At 67.7% G+C, this 17528-nt stretch carries 13 protein-coding genes; all 13 read left to right on the top strand.

Going from position 1 to position 17528, the window contains the following annotated elements; genetic code table 11:
- The first annotated feature begins 79 nt into the window (after positions 1-79).
- The 13 genes from H9622_RS09455 (at position 80) to H9622_RS09395 (ending at position 17090) form a co-directional block, all read left to right on the top strand.
- A complete protein-coding gene (locus H9622_RS09455; protein ID WP_191766111.1) occupies positions 80-409 on the top strand; it encodes a flagellar protein FlgN in 330 nt (109 codons plus the stop codon).
- Positions 409-1695, top strand: a complete 1287-nt coding sequence (locus H9622_RS09450) for a hypothetical protein (RefSeq protein ID WP_191766110.1) — start codon at positions 409-411, stop codon at positions 1693-1695. The genes H9622_RS09455 and H9622_RS09450 overlap by 1 nt, the downstream gene beginning before the upstream one ends.
- Positions 1692-2180, top strand: coding sequence for a hypothetical protein (locus tag H9622_RS09445; RefSeq protein WP_191766109.1), 489 nt, complete (start codon positions 1692-1694; stop codon positions 2178-2180). The genes H9622_RS09450 and H9622_RS09445 overlap by 4 nt, the downstream gene beginning before the upstream one ends.
- Positions 2177-2755 carry a hypothetical protein gene (locus H9622_RS09440; RefSeq protein WP_191766108.1) on the top strand — a complete coding sequence of 193 codons (579 nt, stop codon included), beginning with the start codon at positions 2177-2179 and terminating at the stop codon, positions 2753-2755. The genes H9622_RS09445 and H9622_RS09440 overlap by 4 nt, the downstream gene beginning before the upstream one ends.
- Positions 2746-3360 (top strand): hypothetical protein, encoded by a 615-nt coding sequence (locus H9622_RS09435; protein ID WP_191766107.1) that lies wholly within the window; start codon positions 2746-2748, stop codon positions 3358-3360. The genes H9622_RS09440 and H9622_RS09435 overlap by 10 nt, the downstream gene beginning before the upstream one ends.
- A complete protein-coding gene (locus H9622_RS09430; RefSeq protein ID WP_191766106.1) occupies positions 3357-3605 on the top strand; it encodes a hypothetical protein in 249 nt (82 codons plus the stop codon). Before H9622_RS09435 ends, H9622_RS09430 begins: the two co-directional genes overlap by 4 nt.
- A 356-nt stretch (positions 3606-3961) precedes the next feature.
- Entirely contained in the window at positions 3962-4330 is a 369-nt protein-coding gene (gene rpsL / locus H9622_RS09425) for a 30S ribosomal protein S12 (RefSeq protein ID WP_018171438.1), read from the top strand.
- 5 nt (positions 4331-4335) lie between these two features.
- Positions 4336-4806 (top strand): 30S ribosomal protein S7, encoded by a 471-nt coding sequence (gene rpsG / locus H9622_RS09420; protein ID WP_056117669.1) that lies wholly within the window; start codon positions 4336-4338, stop codon positions 4804-4806.
- A 71-nt stretch (positions 4807-4877) separates the two neighbouring features.
- The gene (gene fusA, locus H9622_RS09415; protein ID WP_191766105.1) at positions 4878-6992 is read left to right on the top strand and encodes an elongation factor G; all 2115 of its coding nucleotides are present in this window, start codon (positions 4878-4880) and stop codon (positions 6990-6992) included.
- Between the two features lie 156 nt (positions 6993-7148).
- On the top strand, positions 7149-8342 hold the full coding sequence (tuf, locus tag H9622_RS09410) for an elongation factor Tu (RefSeq protein WP_019181737.1): 1194 nt from the start codon (positions 7149-7151) through the stop codon (positions 8340-8342).
- 235 nt (positions 8343-8577) lie between these two features.
- A complete protein-coding gene (locus tag H9622_RS09405; RefSeq protein ID WP_191766104.1) occupies positions 8578-8793 on the top strand; it encodes an Rv0909 family putative TA system antitoxin in 216 nt (71 codons plus the stop codon).
- A 438-nt stretch (positions 8794-9231) separates the two neighbouring features.
- The gene (locus H9622_RS09400; protein WP_191766103.1) at positions 9232-15084 is read left to right on the top strand and encodes a SpaA isopeptide-forming pilin-related protein; all 5853 of its coding nucleotides are present in this window, start codon (positions 9232-9234) and stop codon (positions 15082-15084) included.
- A 368-nt stretch (positions 15085-15452) separates the two neighbouring features.
- Positions 15453-17090: a hypothetical protein gene (locus H9622_RS09395; RefSeq protein WP_191766102.1), complete on the top strand. Its 1638-nt coding sequence runs from the start codon at positions 15453-15455 to the stop codon at positions 17088-17090.
- Positions 17091-17528: the final 438 nt, after the last annotated feature.

Raw genomic sequence — 17528 nt, 5'->3', positions numbered from 1 at the left:
GGCACTCGCCGGTAACTGACCGTCTTCCGGTGCGCGGCGGCATTCCCGCCGCGCGCCGTCCTAGCTGGAGGATCATCCCGTGGCCGACATCATGCTGGACCTCGAGCGACTGCAGACGGCTCGAGAGGGCCTCGCCGCCGCGATCGCGGAGTTCGAGGAGGCCTCGAAGATCAACAGCGGTCTCGAGAAGGACATCGGCCGCCCCGATGACCGCACCGCGCTGCGCGACAAGGCCTCCGACTTCGAATCGAAGTGGGATGGCAAGCGCGGCAAGCTCAGCGAAAACCTGTCCAACATCCACGAGCAGCTGTCATCGATCGTCGACGGCTGGCAGGAGTGGGATGCAGAGACCGCGGCCGACATCGAGGCGGCACGCGATACGAGCACGACGAATGTGAGAGCGGTCTGATGCGGTCACCCCAAGGCGGTCACGAACTCCGGCAGCTGGAAGGCGATGCCGAGGAGATCTGGAACCGCGGCGATGCCTGGGTCAAGCTCGGCGACGTCATGAAGCACACCTCGGCAGAGCTCACGGCGATCGGCGACTCGTCGATCCACAAGAGCAAGGGCACCGAGAAGCTCGCTGAGATGGCGAGCGAGAGCGCCGACGACCTCGAAGCCGCAGGCGTCCGCTATCGCGAGACCGGACGCGCGCTGCGCACCTACGCGAACGCCCTCGAGACGGCGCAGACCTGGCTGCGGCGCAACCTCGACAACGTCGAACAGGCGGAGCTGGCCTACCAGTCCGCGCTCGACGCCAAGGCCGATGCGATCAGCGCGCAGAGCGCGCTCACCACCGTGCCCGGGGCGGACGACCCGACCGAGGCCGAGAAGAACGCGGCCGACGCCGAGGTGTCGTCGGCCACGACGGCGCTCACCAGCGCCACCACCGCCCGCGACGGTCTGTGGACCGACTTCGACCAGGTGTTCACGAAGTGGTCGGATGCCTACGACGAGGCCGTCGAGGACATCCAGGGCGCGATGGACTCCGCCGACAACAACGACGGGTTCTGGGAGTTCGTCGACAGCGCGCTCGACGTGATCGGCATCGTGCTGATCGTGCTGAGTGTGATCGCCCTCATCATCGGAGCGCCGCTGACAGGTCTGCTCGGACTGGTGATCCTCGGACTGACGCTGCTCGTCGTCGGGCTCACCCTCCTGCAGTTCGCGTTCGGCAAGGCGACGTTGAGCGACGTCGCCTGGAGTCTCGTCGGTCTGCTGCCTTTCGGCATCGGCAAGGTGCTCTCGCGTGGCGCCCCCGTGCTGTCGACCGTGGTCCGCGGGGGCCGCGGCGTGACGACCGCGGCGATCCGATCGGGGCTGCCGCGTCTCAGCCTGCTGCGCCCCACCACCTGGACCTCGCCGTTCCGCTCGCTCGTCGCGCCGGTGCGCTCCTGGCTCGCGCTGCCGCGACCGGGCTTGTTCGTCAACCCGTTCCGCTCGATCACCATGGGCGGCCCGGAGGCCGTGCAGGTGCAGAACTTCCTGAACACGATGCGCACGACGCCCTGGGCGAACAACCCCGGGGTCACGGAGTTCATCACCCGCACCGCGGGCGCGCTGCCCGGCCGGGGCGAGCGCCTGCTCAACGTCGGACTGTGGACGTCGTTCTCGACGTTCGACGGCCTCGGCGTCGCCGACGCCCAGCCCGACATCCCGGTGCTCGAGGATGTGCAACTACCCTGGGGAAGATGAGCACGCGCAGCGAGCGACGCCTCCGGGTCGCCGGGATCGTCTGCCTCAGCGCCGTCCTGGTGCAGGCGGGCATTCTCGTCGCGTTCCTCGTCGGCTCCCTCGTGCTCTCCGGCGCACAGGTCACGGCCGGCGGTGACCCGGCCTGGGGGGCCGTCGTCCCGTTCCCGGTCTTCCCGGTGCCGTCCTGGCTCATGATCGGCCTCGGGGTGATCGGCCTCGTCGCCGGGATCGTGTGGGCGGCGACGGCCCGTCCGGCCGACGCTCCGGCGCTGACCGGCGGCGTCGGCCCCGCCGTGGCCGGCGCCTTCGCGTCGGGATTCTTCATGTTCGCCTTCGCCGACGACGGTGTGCCGCTGGGCGCTTTCGGCATCGCGCTCGCGATCGGCACGGTCACCGTGGTCGTGCTCTTCGCGGCGGCTGTGATCCACGGTGCGCGAGCCGATCGGGCGGCGGCAGGCGACAGCATCGAGCAGGGGGCCGCATGACCGTGCAGACCGCGACGCAGACGCCCTCGGGCTTCCACATCATGATGCCCCCGGGGTGGGCGCGCTACCTCGTCGACGACGAAGGCAAGCGCGCGCTCCTCAGGCAGACGTCGGCGCGCATGCGCGACCTGTCACGGCCCGACCTGGACGCGCAGGCCCGCACGCTCGTCGAAGGGCAGTGGCGCAAGCTGATCAGGTCCGGCGTGACAGCGGTGTACCTGCCGGTCGAGACGACCGAGATCCTGCCGCCCGCGAGCATCGCCGTGCGTCAGCACGTCGCTCAACCCGGCCGCACGTTCGAGGAGTCCATCCGCGCGCTCGCCGGCGCCGCCGTCGAGTCCTTCGACACCCGGATCGGCCGCATCCTCCGCTGGCGCTCCGAGGCGCAGGGCGCCGGAGAGCTGTCGGCGATCCGCACCCGCCAGGTCGGTTACGCCTTCGCCCTGCCGGGCAGCGACCGCCGCGGGCTCGTGTTCGTGTCGGCGATCCCCTTCCCCGACGGCGCCGACCCGGCGATGGTCGAGGCGATGACCGAGCTGTCCGACACGATCATGGAGACCTTCCGGTGGCGATGAACGTCGAGTACACGATCGACCTCGACCACCGCGTCTGGATCCCGGTGCCGCTCGTCTTCCCGTGGAACGGGTATGCGGATGCCGCGACCTGGGCCCACGATCTGTCGACGAGCCTGATGTCGGGCATCGACGCGCCCGACGAGGTGCGCGCCGCGCTCGAGCAGGCGGCGGTCGGCATGGCGGACGTCGACTCTCCGCTGCCGGGCGCCCTCGAGCGGTTCTGGCACCTGCCCGTCGAGGGCGGGCCGGAGCGGCTCGTCCACCTCTACGTCACCGAGACCGAGGCCCGCACCGCCGAGGAGCTCGCGGAGCTCGCCCGAGCCGGGGTCGGCGGATTCGTGCAGACGGTCACCATCCTCGAGGGCACAGCATTCGACGTCGCGCTGCGCGCCGTCGTGCTGACCGACCTGCCCGACCGCCGAATCGCCGTGCTGCGCACGCTGGGAATCCGCGGTGGCCACGTGTTCGTCGTGGAGCTCATCGAGGAGCAGACAGCGGTGCTCGAAGAGCTCGAGCCCGCCGTCGAGGCGCTGTTCCGCTCGATCCGCGTGCGCGTCGAGGGCGATGAGCGCCCGCGCGCCACAGCCCAGGGAGCCTGGTCATGATTCTCCGCGTCGGCCTCCTCATCGTCGGAGCCCTGCTCTTCGTGTTCCTCGCCTGGGGTGCGATCTCCACATGGATCACGGTGTTCAGCGAGGGAGCGGGCACATCGATCGATGTCTCGGGTCCGGGCAACGACCGGGGCGAGGGCCCCGCGCTGGTCGGCGCCATCGTCTTCACGCTCTTCGCGTTGCTCGCCGGCGCGGCGGCCGTGGTCGCCGGTGTCGCACTGGCCAAGGGGCGCCGCTGAGCTCAGACGCCGCGCTGTTCGCCCCCGGCGACGGCGCTCTGGCCGAGCGCGTTTGCCGCCCCCCGGATTCCCGCGTATCATTGATCGGGTGTGCGCCCACGCGCGCCATCCGCTGTGCCTAGGCACGGAGGAGGCTCGCCGAGCGCCGCATCTCAGGGAACGACCTGCGAACAGGTCACCCCCACGGCATATCCACCACACAAGGCTCGGCATCATCATGCCGCTCCGGTGGATGAATGTGAGCCCGCCGCGTCACGAATCGCAAGATCCGGATGCTGCGGGGGAGACACGAACGCTGTCACCGTGCAGCACCTGGGCGGAACCGACGGAACCGCCCAGCCGACATAGGAGAGAACGTGCCAACCATTCAGCAGTTGGTTCGCAAGGGTCGCTCGCCCAAGGTCTCGAAGACCAAGGCGCCGGCGCTCAAGGCGAACCCGCAGCAGGCGGGTGTCTGCACCCGCGTGTACACGACCACGCCCAAGAAGCCGAACTCGGCGATGCGCAAGGTCGCTCGTGTCAAGCTCCGCAACGGCACCGAGGTCACCGCGTACATCCCCGGCGAGGGCCACAACCTGCAGGAGCACTCGCTGGTGCTCGTCCGCGGCGGTCGTGTGAAGGACCTCCCCGGTGTGCGTTACAAGATCGTTCGCGGCGCCCTGGACACCCAGGCCGTCAAGAACCGCAAGCAGGCCCGTAGCCGCTACGGCGCGAAGAAGGGTTGAGTTAGATGCCTCGTAAGGGACCCGCTCCGAAGCGCCCGGTCGTCAACGACCCGGTCTACGGCGCACCGATCGTCAGCCAGCTCGTCAACAAGATCCTCGTCGACGGCAAGAAGTCGCTCGCCGAGTCGATCGTCTACACCGCCCTCAAGGGTGTCGAGGCGAAGAACGGCCAGGACGCCGTCGCGACCCTCAAGAAGGCGCTCGACAACGTGCGCCCGACCCTCGAGGTCAAGAGCCGCCGCGTCGGTGGCTCGACCTACCAGGTGCCGGTCGAGGTCAAGCCTCACCGCGCCAACACGCTCGCTCTCCGCTGGCTCGTGAGCTACGCGAAGGGTCGTCGTGAGAAGACGATGACCGAGCGCCTCCAGAACGAGATCCTGGATGCCTCGAACGGCCTGGGTGCCGCGGTCAAGCGCCGCGAAGACACCCACAAGATGGCCGAGTCGAACCGCGCCTTCGCGCACTACCGCTGGTAATCAGCTTCGTGTCGCCGGCCGGGGACGACCTCCCCGGCCGGCGCATCCCGAATACGTAAGGAAGACATCCCGTGGCACAAGAAGTGCTCACCGACCTCAACAAGGTCCGCAACATCGGCATCATGGCCCACATCGATGCCGGCAAGACGACGACGACCGAGCGCATCCTGTTCTACACGGGCGTCAACCACAAGATCGGCGAAACGCACGACGGCGCTGCCACCACCGACTGGATGGAGCAGGAGCAGGAGCGTGGCATCACGATCACCTCCGCCGCTGTGACGTGCTTCTGGGACAAGAACCAGATCAACATCATCGACACGCCCGGTCACGTGGACTTCACCGTCGAGGTGGAGCGCTCGCTCCGCGTCCTCGACGGCGCCGTCGCCGTCTTCGACGGCAAGGAGGGCGTCGAGCCCCAGTCCGAGACCGTGTGGCGCCAGGCCGACAAGTACGACGTGCCTCGCATCTGCTTCGTCAACAAGATGGACAAGCTGGGCGCCGACTTCTACTTCACGGTCGACACCATCGTCAACCGCCTGAAGGCCAAGCCGCTCGTGCTCCAGCTGCCCATCGGCGCGGAGAACGACTTCGTGGGTGTCATCGACCTCGTCGAGATGCGCGCGCTCGTCTGGCCCGGCGACGCCAAGGGCGACGTGACCATGGGCGCCAAGTACGAGATCCAGGAGATCCCGGCCGACCTCGCCGACAAGGCTGCCGAGTACCGCGAGAAGCTCATGGAGACGGTCGCGGAGTCCGACGAGCACCTGCTCGAGAAGTACTTCGGCGGTGAGGAGCTCACGGTCGCCGAGATCAAGGGCGCCATCCGCAAGCTGACGATCTCGTCGGAGCTCTACCCGGTGCTCTGTGGCTCGGCGTTCAAGAACCGCGGCGTGCAGCCGATGCTCGACGCGGTCGTGGACTACCTGCCGTCGCCGCTCGACGTCCCCGCCATCGAGGCGAAGGACCCGAAGAACGAAGAGATCATCATCGAGCGTCACGCCGACCGCGATGAGCCGTTCGCGGCGCTCGCGTTCAAGATCGTGACGCACCCCTTCTTCGGTCGTCTCACCTACATCCGCGTCTACTCGGGTCACCTCGACTCCGGCGCCCAGGTCGTCAACGCGACCAAGGGCAAGAAGGAGCGCATCGGGAAGATCTTCCAGATGCACGCCAACAAGGAGATGCCGGTCGACTCGGTCACCGCCGGTCACATCTACGCCGTCATCGGCCTCAAGGACACCACCACCGGTGACACGCTGTCCGACAGCGCCAACCAGGTCGTCCTCGAGTCGATGACGTTCCCGGAGCCGGTCATCGAGGTCGCCATCGAGCCGAAGACCAAGGCCGACCAGGAGAAGCTGGGTCTCGCGATCCAGAAGCTGGCCGAAGAGGACCCGACGTTCCGCGTCGAGCAGAACTCCGAGACCGGCCAGACGGTCATCAAGGGCATGGGCGAGCTGCACCTCGACATCCTCGTGGACCGCATGAAGCGCGAGTTCAAGGTCGAGGCCAACGTCGGAAAGCCTCAGGTCGCGTACCGCGAGACGATCCGCAAGTCGGTCGAGAAGCACGACTACACCCACAAGAAGCAGACGGGTGGGTCGGGCCAGTTCGCCAAGATCCAGTTCACGATCGAGCCTCTCGAGGTCACGGCCGACAAGATCTACGAGTTCGAGAACAAGGTCACCGGTGGCCGCATCCCGCGCGAGTACATCGGCCCCACCGACCAGGGCTTCCAGGACGCGATGAACGTCGGCGTGCTCGCCGGCTACCCCATGGTGGGCGTCAAGGCGATCCTGCTCGACGGTGCCTCGCACGACGTCGACTCGTCCGAGATGGCGTTCAAGATCGCCGGCTCGATGGGCTTCAAGGAGGCCGTCCGCCGCGCGAACCCGGTCATCCTCGAGCCGATCATGGCCGTCGAGGTGCGTACGCCCGAGGAGTACATGGGCGACGTCATCGGCGACCTGAACTCGCGTCGTGGCCAGATCCAGTCGATGGAAGACGCCGCCGGCGTCAAGGTGGTGCGTGCCAACGTGCCGCTGTCCGAGATGTTCGGCTACATCGGCGACCTGCGCTCCAAGACCTCCGGCCGCGCCGTCTACTCCATGGAGTTCGACAGCTACGCCGAGGTGCCGCGCAACGTCATGGACGAGATCGTCCAGAAGACCAAGGGCGAGTAACCCTTTCTCCGGGACCCCTCGGCGACGCGGGGTCCCGGAGCACAACTTCACACTGAATCACCAGATCCGCCTCTACTAAGGTGGAGATATCCCCGTAGACGACCGGTCGCAAACCAGCGCCCGGACCTTCTACACGAACGTCCTGAGGAGGACCCAGTGGCTAAGGCCAAGTTCGAGCGCACCAAGCCGCACGTGAACATCGGAACGATCGGTCACGTCGACCACGGCAAGACCACGCTCACCGCAGCGATCTCGAAGGTGCTCGCCGACAAGTACCCGTCGGCCACCAACGTTCAGCGCGACTTCGCGTCGATCGACTCCGCTCCCGAGGAGCGCCAGCGCGGCATCACGATCAACATCTCGCACGTCGAGTACGAGACGCCGAAGCGCCACTACGCGCACGTCGACGCCCCGGGTCACGCTGACTACATCAAGAACATGATCACCGGTGCCGCTCAGATGGACGGCGCGATCCTCGTGGTCGCCGCCACCGACGGCCCGATGGCTCAGACCCGTGAGCACGTTCTGCTCGCCAAGCAGGTCGGCGTGCCGTACCTGCTCGTCGCGCTGAACAAGAGCGACATGGTCGACGACGAGGAGATCCTGGAGCTCGTCGAGCTCGAGGTCCGCGAGCTGCTCTCGTCGCAGGACTTCGACGGCGACAACGCTCCCGTCATCCAGGTCTCGGGCCTCAAGGCGCTCGAGGGCGACGAGAAGTGGGTCGAGAAGATCGTCGAGCTCATGGACGCCGTCGACGAGTCGATCCCCGACCCGGTGCGTGACAAGGACAAGCCGTTCCTCATGCCCATCGAGGACGTCTTCACCATCACCGGCCGTGGCACCGTCGTCACGGGCCGCGCCGAGCGTGGCACGCTGGCCATCAACTCCGAGGTCGAGATCGTGGGTCTGCGCCCGACGCAGAAGACGATCGTCACCGGTATCGAGATGTTCCACAAGCAGCTCGACGAGGCCTGGGCCGGCGAGAACTGCGGTCTGCTCCTCCGCGGCACCAAGCGTGACGACGTCGAGCGCGGCCAGGTCGTCGTGAAGCCCGGTTCGGTCACCCCGCACACCAACTTCGAGGGCACGGCGTACATCCTGTCCAAGGAGGAGGGCGGCCGTCACAACCCGTTCTTCACGAACTACCGTCCGCAGTTCTACTTCCGCACCACCGACGTCACCGGTGTCATCACGCTGCCGGAGGGCACCGAGATGGTCATGCCCGGCGACACCACCGACATGACGGTCGAGCTTATCCAGCCGATCGCCATGGAGGAGGGCCTCGGCTACGCCATCCGTGAGGGTGGACGCACCGTCGGCGCCGGCACGGTCACGAAGATCATCAAGTAAGTCTTCGGACTCACTGAGCGGATGCCGCGGCATCCGTCACCGACAAGGGGTCGGGCCTTCGGGCCCGGCCCCTTCGTTGTGCGAGGTGAGAGGCCGCCTGCCGCAGAAACTCTGTTCGACAAGCGGTCGCCCGGAGCGCCGCCCGACGCTCCCGCATTCGCACTCGGCTTTCCTCTGCGCGCCGGTACCGACAGAATGGTCGCGTGCGCCCGAGGGGGCGCCGAAGGAGTGTGACATGGGTATCGATGACCTGGTGAATCAGGGCAAGGACTTCCTCGAGCAGAACAAGGACAAGATCGACGACGTTCTGAAGTCCGATCAGGCCGAGGACGTGAGCGACAAGGCGCTCGACGCTGCCGCCGACTTCGTCAAGAAGATCGCGCCCGACAGCATCGACCAGCACGTCGACGGCGCGCGGGAGAACATCGACAAGTCGATCGGCAACGAGTAGTCCATCTGTTCGAAGGATGAAGCGGTCCGGGGATATCCCCGGACCGCTTCGCTGTGTGCAGGGCGAGGGCACCGACGCGTGCCTCGATGGATCGGAACACGATTCAGCGGGGTACTTGACAGGCGCAGATCACGGGCTTACGTTCCCCCTGGGAACACGTGTCGACCGGCTCTTGGGGAGTTGGGAAACTAAACGGCCGTCACGTGCTGGGAGGGGCTCCGGCTTGGGGCACCCTACGTCATTACGACAAGGGTGAAAGCAATGGATGGTCGTGTTTTCGCGCGCGCTTCTGGGGGAGTGCGACGCAGTATTCGGCAGGTACGCAATCAGGAGCGCCGGATCGCACTCCAGCGTCGATGGCACGTAGGGGCACTGGCGGCAGTCGTCGCCGGCGCTCTCGTGTTCTCGGGCATGGCGCCCGCGGTGGCCGATGAGGGGGTGACCCCGACGACCACCGAGGAGACGACCGCGCAGACCGCGACCGATACGGAGGCACCGGCTGAAGAGCCGGCGGCGCCGGCCGAGGAGGCCGCTGCGCCGGCAGAGGAGTCAGCTGCGGAGCAGCCCGGCGAGCCTGCAGCGGAGGACCCGCCGGCCGAGGAGCCTGCCGCGCCGTCGGAGGAGGCCGCCGCCGAAGAGGGGGCGACTGACCCGCCGACCGCCAAGACGCGGTCGGCAGCGCTCGCCGTGCCGCTGGCAGCACTCGCCTGTGCCGGATGGCCGGTCGCAGGATCGCCTGTCGCCGGCTTCGAGATCGACGGCAACCTGTGTCTCGACGGTGTGGGAACCAAGGACTGGGCGACCGTCGGTGGCCAGCCCGTAGCGAACGACGGCTACGACGACGCCACCCAGTTCACGGGCGGAGCGTCCGAAAGCAACTGGCCGTGGTCGGCGAGCCAGATTGCCGGCAGCGGAGTGGCTACAGGGCAGTCGGACATCGGCAACGTCTACGCGTACACCCAGACCGTGAGCGGCAACGTGTACGCATACCTCGGGTTCGAGCGTGATGCCACAACCGGCACGATCGGCTACTACGTCGAGCTGAACCAGAAGACGAACTCCTTCGGCCCGGTTCCCAACCGCACGGTGGGCGACCTCCGTCTGGTGATCGAGCAGAACGGCAACATCACGATCCTCCTTGTCGGCGCTGACACGTGGGACGGAACGAAGTGGGTGTCGCTGGGCTCGCTCGCCGGGTTCGTCGGTCAAACGGCGCAGGGCGACGTCGACAACCTGTCCGGCGCGGTCCTTCAGAAGGGCTCGTTCGCCGAGGTTGCAATCAACCTGACTGCACTGTTCGGCGAGAAGGGATGCAGTGGCACCTACGGCGTGCTCAACATCCGCTCGAACTCCTCCGCAGGCAACGACAACTCCTCCATGAAGGACTGGATCGCACCGGTCGCGCTCAACGTGCCCTCGACCTGTTCGACGCTGAAGATCGTCAAGGTCGACGCCCTCGACCACGCGAAGGTGCTCGCAGGGGCGGAGTTCACGATCTCCCCGAACCCGGCCACGGGCACGGGCAGCACGTCCGGAGTGACGAACGCCGCCGGCGAGATCGTCTTCAGCAACAACGTGGAGCCCGGTGACTACACGATCACCGAGACGAAGGCACCCGCCGGCTACTTGCTCGACAGCGCACCGAAGGAGGTGACCGTCGGGGCGGCGGAGTCGAAGATGGTCACGTTCGTCGACCCGCTCGGCAGTGTGTCGTGGCTCAAGCACGATCGGGCGGGCGCGCTGCTCGGTGGGGCCACGTTCCAGATCATCGCGACCGGCGGCGCCGCCGCGGCCGCGCCGTGGGACCTCGACTCGTCCCCGATCACCGTGGTCGACAACACCGGTCAGCCCGGCTACTCGGGCAGGGACACGGATGCCACGGGCGGCGAATTCTCGGTCGCAGGACTGCCGACCGGCACCTACTCCGTGACCGAGACGGCAGCGCCGGCGGGGTACGTCCTCGATCCGACGCCGCAGGTCTTCACGATCTCGCAGCAGGCGCCGAACCCGGCGATCGCGACGGCCTTCGTGAACACCCCGTACGCCACGGTGACGCTGACCAAGAACTGGGTGAACTCGTTCCCCGGTGACAAGGCGCAGCTCGCGATCGGCGGCGGGGCGGCAGCTCAGGGCACCTCGACGGCGCCGACCAGCGGGCCGGCGATCCAGGTGAGCGTTGCGCCCGGCACGGCGCTCACCATCGCCGAGACGCTGGACGGCGCGAACACCGGTCTGTACAGCTCCGTGCTGTCCTGCGTCGGCGCGACGGTGTCGAACAACACCGGCACGGGCGGCTCGATCAGCGTTCCCGCCTGGCCCGCCTCGGCGAACGGCGTGCAGTGCACGTTCGTCAACACCGCGGTCACCAAGACCGTCACGCTCCAGAAGCGCTGGATCGACGCGATCGAGGGCGACACCGCCGACCTCACCGCCGGCACGGCGACGGCGACGTCGACCGCGTCGGGTGCGGCGAACCAGCTCGACACCGACGACACGGCGGTCGCGACCGTCCGGGTCGGCGACTCGATCACGCTGTCCGAGGTCGTCGACGGGCAGGGCGTATACGCGTCGTCGTGGTCGTGCACCACGGGCGCGTCCGGCGACGGCACGTCGTTCCCGCTGACGGTTCCCGACGCGGACGTCACCTGCACGTTCGACAACGAGGCCCAGCGCGCGACCGTCAAGCTGAAGAAGCAGTGGGTCGACGCCTTCGCGGGTGACACCGCTCACCTGGAGATCAACGGAGCCGAGTCCGACTCGGCCACCTCGGTCGCGACCGAGGGCGACAGCACCGACAACGTGAACACCGCCGAGGTCGACGTCCGGGTCGGCGACGAGGTGACGCTGTCGGAAGACCTCGGCGGACAGAACGCGGGCTCGTACTCGTCGACGTGGGCGTGCGATGACGGCACGTCCGGGCAGGGTGGCAGCATCCCGACCTTCGAAGTCACCGAGCCCGTGGTCTGCACGATCACCAACACGGCCAAGACGACCGACATCGTGGTCCACAAGGTGTGGAAGGACGCCTTCCAGGGCGACGCGGCCGAGCTGTCGATCAACGCGGCGAGCGACACGTCCACCGCGACCGGTGCGGCGAGCCAGACCGATTCCGACGTCGTCCAGCTCACCGTCCGCGTGGGCGACAGCGTCACCGTGGCCGAGATGCTGGACGCCGAGAACCGCGGCCAGTACACGAGCATCTACGCGTGCTCGCCGGCCGGCGGTCAGGGAGAGGGCCTGTCGACCACGTTCTCGGCACCGCTCGCCGATGTGGAGTGCACGTTCACGAACACGGCAGACAAGGTAGACGTGGTGCTGATGAAGCGCTGGCTCGGCGGCATCGCCGGTGACTCGGCTGAACTGTCGATCACCCCTGACGGGGCGGCAGCGCAGTCCAGCACCTCGGTGGCTGACGGCGCGTCCGACCTGCTCGACAACGTCGACACCGTCACCGCCGAGGTGCGGATCGGCGAGGTCGTGACGATGTCCGAGGAGGTCACCGGCCAGGGCGAGTACGACTCGACCTACACCTGCACGGCAGGCGAAGTCTCCGGCACCGGCGACGGCCGTTCGTTCGAGCTCACGGTCACCCAGGCCGCCACCTGCGTGTTCACCAACCGCGCGCTCACGCAGAGCGTCTCGGTCGTCAAGACGTGGGTCAACGGCCAGGCCGGCGACACCGCCGACATGAGCGTCGAGGGCGGCGCGTCCGGCTCGGAGCAGTCCACCGCCGATGGCACCGTCGGCTCGTTCACCGACGTCACCCACACCCTGATCGCGGATGCGCTCATCGGTGAGGAGGTCACGGTGAGCGAAGTCATCGGGGTGCTGGAGGGCGAGGCGTCCGACTACATCTCGTCGCTGCGCTGCGTCGGTGCGGACGAGACCGTCCTGGTGGAGGTGGACGGGCTGACCGGCTCGTTCACGATGCCGAACCAGCCGGTGAACTGCGAGTTCGTCAACGAGGCGGAGCTGCCCACCATCGCCCTGGACAAGACCGTCGTGGTCGAGGGCGCCGAGGTCGACGAGGCCAACTGGCAGCTGTTCGCGACGCCCGAGGAAGGCGACGCGGTGACCGACGCGGACGGCGGCGACGTCGCTCCAACCGAGGTGGCCACGGGCGTCGGCTTCGCACTCTCGGAGGAGCTGATCGGCGACTTCGCCGGATCGGACGAGTTCGAGGCGAGCGAATGGTCCTGCGTGTCGGACATCACGGGGGAGATCGACCTCTCCGACAGCGTCCCCGGCTCCGCCGCCCTGCGGTCACTCAACAAGGGCGAGAACGTTATCTGCACGATCGTGAACTCGCATGTGGACCAGGGGTACGAATTCGCCAAGTCGCTGGTGAGCTCGGAGCAGAACGAGGACGGCACCTGGACGGTGACGTACGAGATCCGGGTCCACAACAACAGCGAACTCGTGACGCTCGCGTACGACCTCACCGACACGTTGGATGCGACGGAGGGCGTGGTGCTGGACGCTTCGTGGACCGGGCCGACCGAAGGCGCCTTCGCCGACGGATCGCTCGAGGCAGACCTCGCGACGGGACAGCCTCTCGCGCCGTTCGACGGCTCGAACGACGATGTCTACACCGTCACCGTGACCGCTGAGATCACGTCGGTGCCGGTCGGAGCCGAGCCCTGCACGGGAGAGGAGAGCGGGATCGGCATCGTCAATACCGCGATGCTCACCGTCGGCGATGACGTGCCGGTCGTGGACGACGCCTGCGGGACGATCCACCTCGACGACGTCGGCCTCGAGAAGACGTCGAGCTCGACGTCGGTCGAGCCGGGTGTGCCGTTCGACTACATCCTGACGGTGACGAACCACGGGACGCGGGAGGCCGCGGCCGTCCACGTTCGTGACGCCGACCTGAACCCGCGGCTGGACATCGTCGACCTGACGCTGTCGGACGGCTACGGGATGACGGCCGAGCCGGGTTGGACGGACAAGAGCGAGACGCAGCCGAACGACATCGTCGACCTCACCCTGGATGCGCCGCTGGCACCGGGGGCATCGATGACCGTCACGATCTCGGTCGTGCTGGCTGCGCAGCCGGCGGTCTCGTCGATGGATCCGGCCGACCCGGTCCCGACTGCTCCCGCGCCGCTGGATTCGCTGGTGAACAACGCCTGCGTGGATACCGCGATCGACACGGTCGGCGGTCCGTTCGACGGTGAGCCGTTCGCAGCCAACTGCGACGATCTCACGATCGAGGTCCGCGAGATGACCGGCGTAGTCTACACGTCCTGCGTCAGCGACACCGTCCTGCTGCAGTACGTCGTGCGCACGTCGCCGAGCCTCTCGATGCTGCCGGTGTCGGGCACCTGGGTGACGAAGGATGCGCCGGAGGCGCCGGGACACTCGGTCATGATCGACGAGTTCTTCGGCAACCCCGAAGGCGTCACGGGAGAGCTCCAGTGGCCGGGCACCCGGTTCGTGGGCGACCCGCCGGTGGCGGTGGACTACCCCGGCTGGCGTGCGCTGCAGGCGGGAGACTACGGCCCCAACGGCGGGTATATCAACCCGGCCAACGGCGTCGAGTACGCGCCGGCGGATGCGTTCTTCGTCTACAACGGGCTGATCCTCGACCCGAGTGAGCTCGACTTCGCGTGGCGAGGGGAGAGCACCCTCACCTTCTCGGTGAACCCGACGCTCACATTCGACGTCGCGTACCCGACGGACCTGACCCTGTGCGCTCAGGCACGTCATACGCAGGTCGAGATCGAGAAGACGGCCAGCGTCCAGAACACGGCGCCGGGCGCATCGTTCACGTACGATCTCGCGGTCGAGAACGTGAGCACCGACTCGGCCGCCGAGGGCGTGGTCGTCACAGACGAGATCCCCGCCGACATCAGGATCACGGACGTCTCGTGGCCGGGTGAGGGCGATGACACCGTCTTCCCGAACTGGGAGTCGTGCTCGGTGACCGGCCAGGACGGTGCGGGCTACGGGGGGACGCTCGAGTGCGTGCTCTTCGGACCGCTGCAGCCGCAGGGCAATGAGGAGGGCGCCAGCGCGGCCCCGACGATCACCCTCGCGGCGACGGTGAGCCCGCAGTCGAAGGTGACCTCGATCACCAACGTGGCGGTCGTGGGTTACCACACCTTCGGTGACCCCGAGGATGCCGGCCGTGACTCCGACGACGCGACGGTGGCGATGTCGCTGCTGGCCGCGACCGGTGGAAGCGCGGTCTGGCCGCTGGCGATCTTCGGAATCCTCGCCCTCTTCGGCGGAGCCACGGTCTTGGTCGTGCGCCGTCGTCGGGGTGAGGCGAAGCCGACTCTCTGACCGTGGAAGAGGGCGGGTTGCCCCCAAGGCCCGCCCTCTCCCACCTCGCCGCGGCCTGGGACCCTTCGCCCTCGAGGTGAAGGGTCCCAGCGTGTCTTCAGGTTCACAAGCTCGCATCCGCGCCCTCGAACTGATAGCGTGCACGAGCAGCGCTTAGGCGCTGCCCTCCTGCAAGCCCGAACGCAGGCGGATCGGTCGCGTGATACCCGCACGCAAGGGAGACCGAATCACCCCCTACCGGGGTACGGGTACGACGCTGAGCGTCGAGAGTACGGCACGTTCGCGTGCCGCTGGGAGTACCGGCGCTCGCATCCGGGCGCCGCTGGGACGGCGCCTCGTGGCGCCCGGAAGTTGGGGAGTTTCTTCTAGTGCAGCACGCACGTAGGAACAAGACGTTCAAGGCGCTCGCCGCCGTGGCTCTCGCCGCGTCGCTGGTCGTGGCGCCGCTCGTGACCGCGGGTGCCTCCGCGGCAGACCCAGAACTGGTCGGAACCGTCGGCGACATTCAGGAGTTCTCACCCGAGGCGAACTCGTCCAAGTACTGGGAGAAGCTCACGGAGCACGACTCCGAGTGCTACAAGTCGGAGGGCAACTCGAGCCACGGCAAGATCACGAACGACGGCAAGACGGTGACGCTCTACCCGTACGCCCCGTCGTGGCCGGGTGATCACTGGGAGCTTCTCGTCGTCAAGGGGGGCACTTACAACAATGTGATCCACCACCCCGTCGCCGGCGTCGCCTACGCCTCGCCGCTCAACGGCGGGGGCGAGCAGTCCGCCGTATCGCACTGGATCGTGTGCAAGGGGAAGGACTCCGAGAAGCCGCCGACGGTGGTCACCCCCGCACTCGACTGGACGAACCCGTCCTGCGCCGCCGCCGGCGTGCTCACGAAGAGCGACAACGTCGAGTGGGTCTCGAAGCTGAACGCCGACGGCACCACGACGTGGACGGCCAAGCCGCTCGCCGGCACCGCCTTCCCGCAGGGGGCGACTGTCGAGTGGACCGTGCCCAACCTCGACAAGCTGTCCGAGACGCTCGAAGAGTGCCGTCCGCCGCAGCCGCCCGCTGAGGTGACGAGCAAGGACACGTTCGAGTACGACTGCGACAGCAAGGTCGTGACGATCACGACGACGACCACCACCACGCCCTATGTGTGGAACGGCACCGCGTGGGTTCCCGGTCAGTCGTCCGACTCGTCCTCCACGTCGGAGCGCCCCATGACGGCCGACGAGAAGAAAGACTGCCCGCTGCCCGACACCGAGATCGAGTACGGCTCGTGGGTGGACGGCGAGTGGGAGTGCGGTGACACCACGGTGACGCAGACGCGCGAGGTCACGACGACCGTCTACGAGTACGACGCCGAGGGCAACCCCACGGCGAAGTCCTCCGTCGCGATCGAGACGCAGACCCGCGACCTCACGAACGCCGAGATCGGCGAGTGCCCGCTCGTCCCGGGTGAGATCGCCTCGTCCTGCGTGGGCGATGTGCCCTACCTCGCGTACGACGTCACCCTCCCGGAGGGCTACGTCGCCGACAGCGAGAACCCGGTCACGATCACCTTCGTGAACCCGAACGGCGCGGACTACGTCGCCGCGGGCCAGCCTCTCTCCGGCAGCCTGCTGTGGCCGGGTGCCTCGGCCGGCGCGCCGAAGATGTGGCCGGGCTGGGACTACGTGGGTGGCGGCGAGTACGTCCCCACGACGGGCAACTACGCCTGGACGCGTGACGGCGTCACCGTGCGCTTCGATGTGAACCCGTCCTACGAGACGGTCGTCGAGTACCCGGCCGCGTCGTCGCTGTGCGCCAACCCGCCGGTCGTCGACCCGGAGACCCCGGTCGTCGACCCGGAGACGCCCGCATCGGTCGACCCGGAGACCCCGCTCGCCGTCACCGGCGGCGGAGTCAGCCCGCTCGTGCCCATGGCCGGAGGCGCGCTGCTCCTGATGGGACTGGCTGCGCTGGCATTCGTGGCGTACCAGCGTCGCAGTGGGGTGCACTCCTCTTAATAGAGAGCAGTAACGGATGCCTCTTATATGAGGTGTTCCACCGCGGAGGGCGGTCGCGTGTAAGCGCGACCGCCCTTCGGCGTCGGCCGCGGCATCCGCTCGTCCATTTTCGGGGGTAGCGCTTGCTCACGTCTGGATGTAGCCTCAAGGCAATCTCGATGTGGGGTCGAGAGCATCTCGATCTGGGGTCGAGTTTTCACTGGGGCTCAGATCGCGGATTCCGCGGATTGGGGAAGCGCCTGAGTGCGCAGGGTCGGACGACCCTGCGTCAGACGTTCACCCTGGGGCTGGGTGATGACGATGGCTCGTAGTCGACAGGTGTTCTTGAGCGGTCTGATCGCCGTGGCGTTGGCCCTCGGGCCGGCGGGCGGCGCAGCAGCAGCAGAGGGCACGGAACCAGAGACGGTCGTCGAGACGTCGACGGAGCAGGCTCCGCCG

This window comes from Microbacterium gallinarum, from assembly GCF_014837165.1.
GTDB lineage: Bacteria > Actinomycetota > Actinomycetes > Actinomycetales > Microbacteriaceae > Microbacterium > Microbacterium gallinarum.
This window is presented reverse-complemented; position numbering and strand designations above follow the sequence as displayed.

What these genes read in the sequence shown, in the direction of transcription:
- H9622_RS09450 (WP_191766110.1), top strand. Translation starts at nt 409, where the DNA reads ATGCGGTCACCCCAAGGCGGTCACGAACTCCGGCAGCTGGAAGGCGAT.
- H9622_RS09445 (WP_191766109.1), top strand. Translation starts at nt 1,692, where the DNA reads ATGAGCACGCGCAGCGAGCGACGCCTCCGGGTCGCCGGGATCGTCTGC.
- H9622_RS09440 (WP_191766108.1), top strand. Translation starts at nt 2,177, where the DNA reads ATGACCGTGCAGACCGCGACGCAGACGCCCTCGGGCTTCCACATCATG.
- H9622_RS09430 (WP_191766106.1), top strand. Translation starts at nt 3,357, where the DNA reads ATGATTCTCCGCGTCGGCCTCCTCATCGTCGGAGCCCTGCTCTTCGTG.
- rpsG (WP_056117669.1), top strand. Translation starts at nt 4,336, where the DNA reads ATGCCTCGTAAGGGACCCGCTCCGAAGCGCCCGGTCGTCAACGACCCG.
- H9622_RS09405 (WP_191766104.1), top strand. Translation starts at nt 8,578, where the DNA reads ATGGGTATCGATGACCTGGTGAATCAGGGCAAGGACTTCCTCGAGCAG.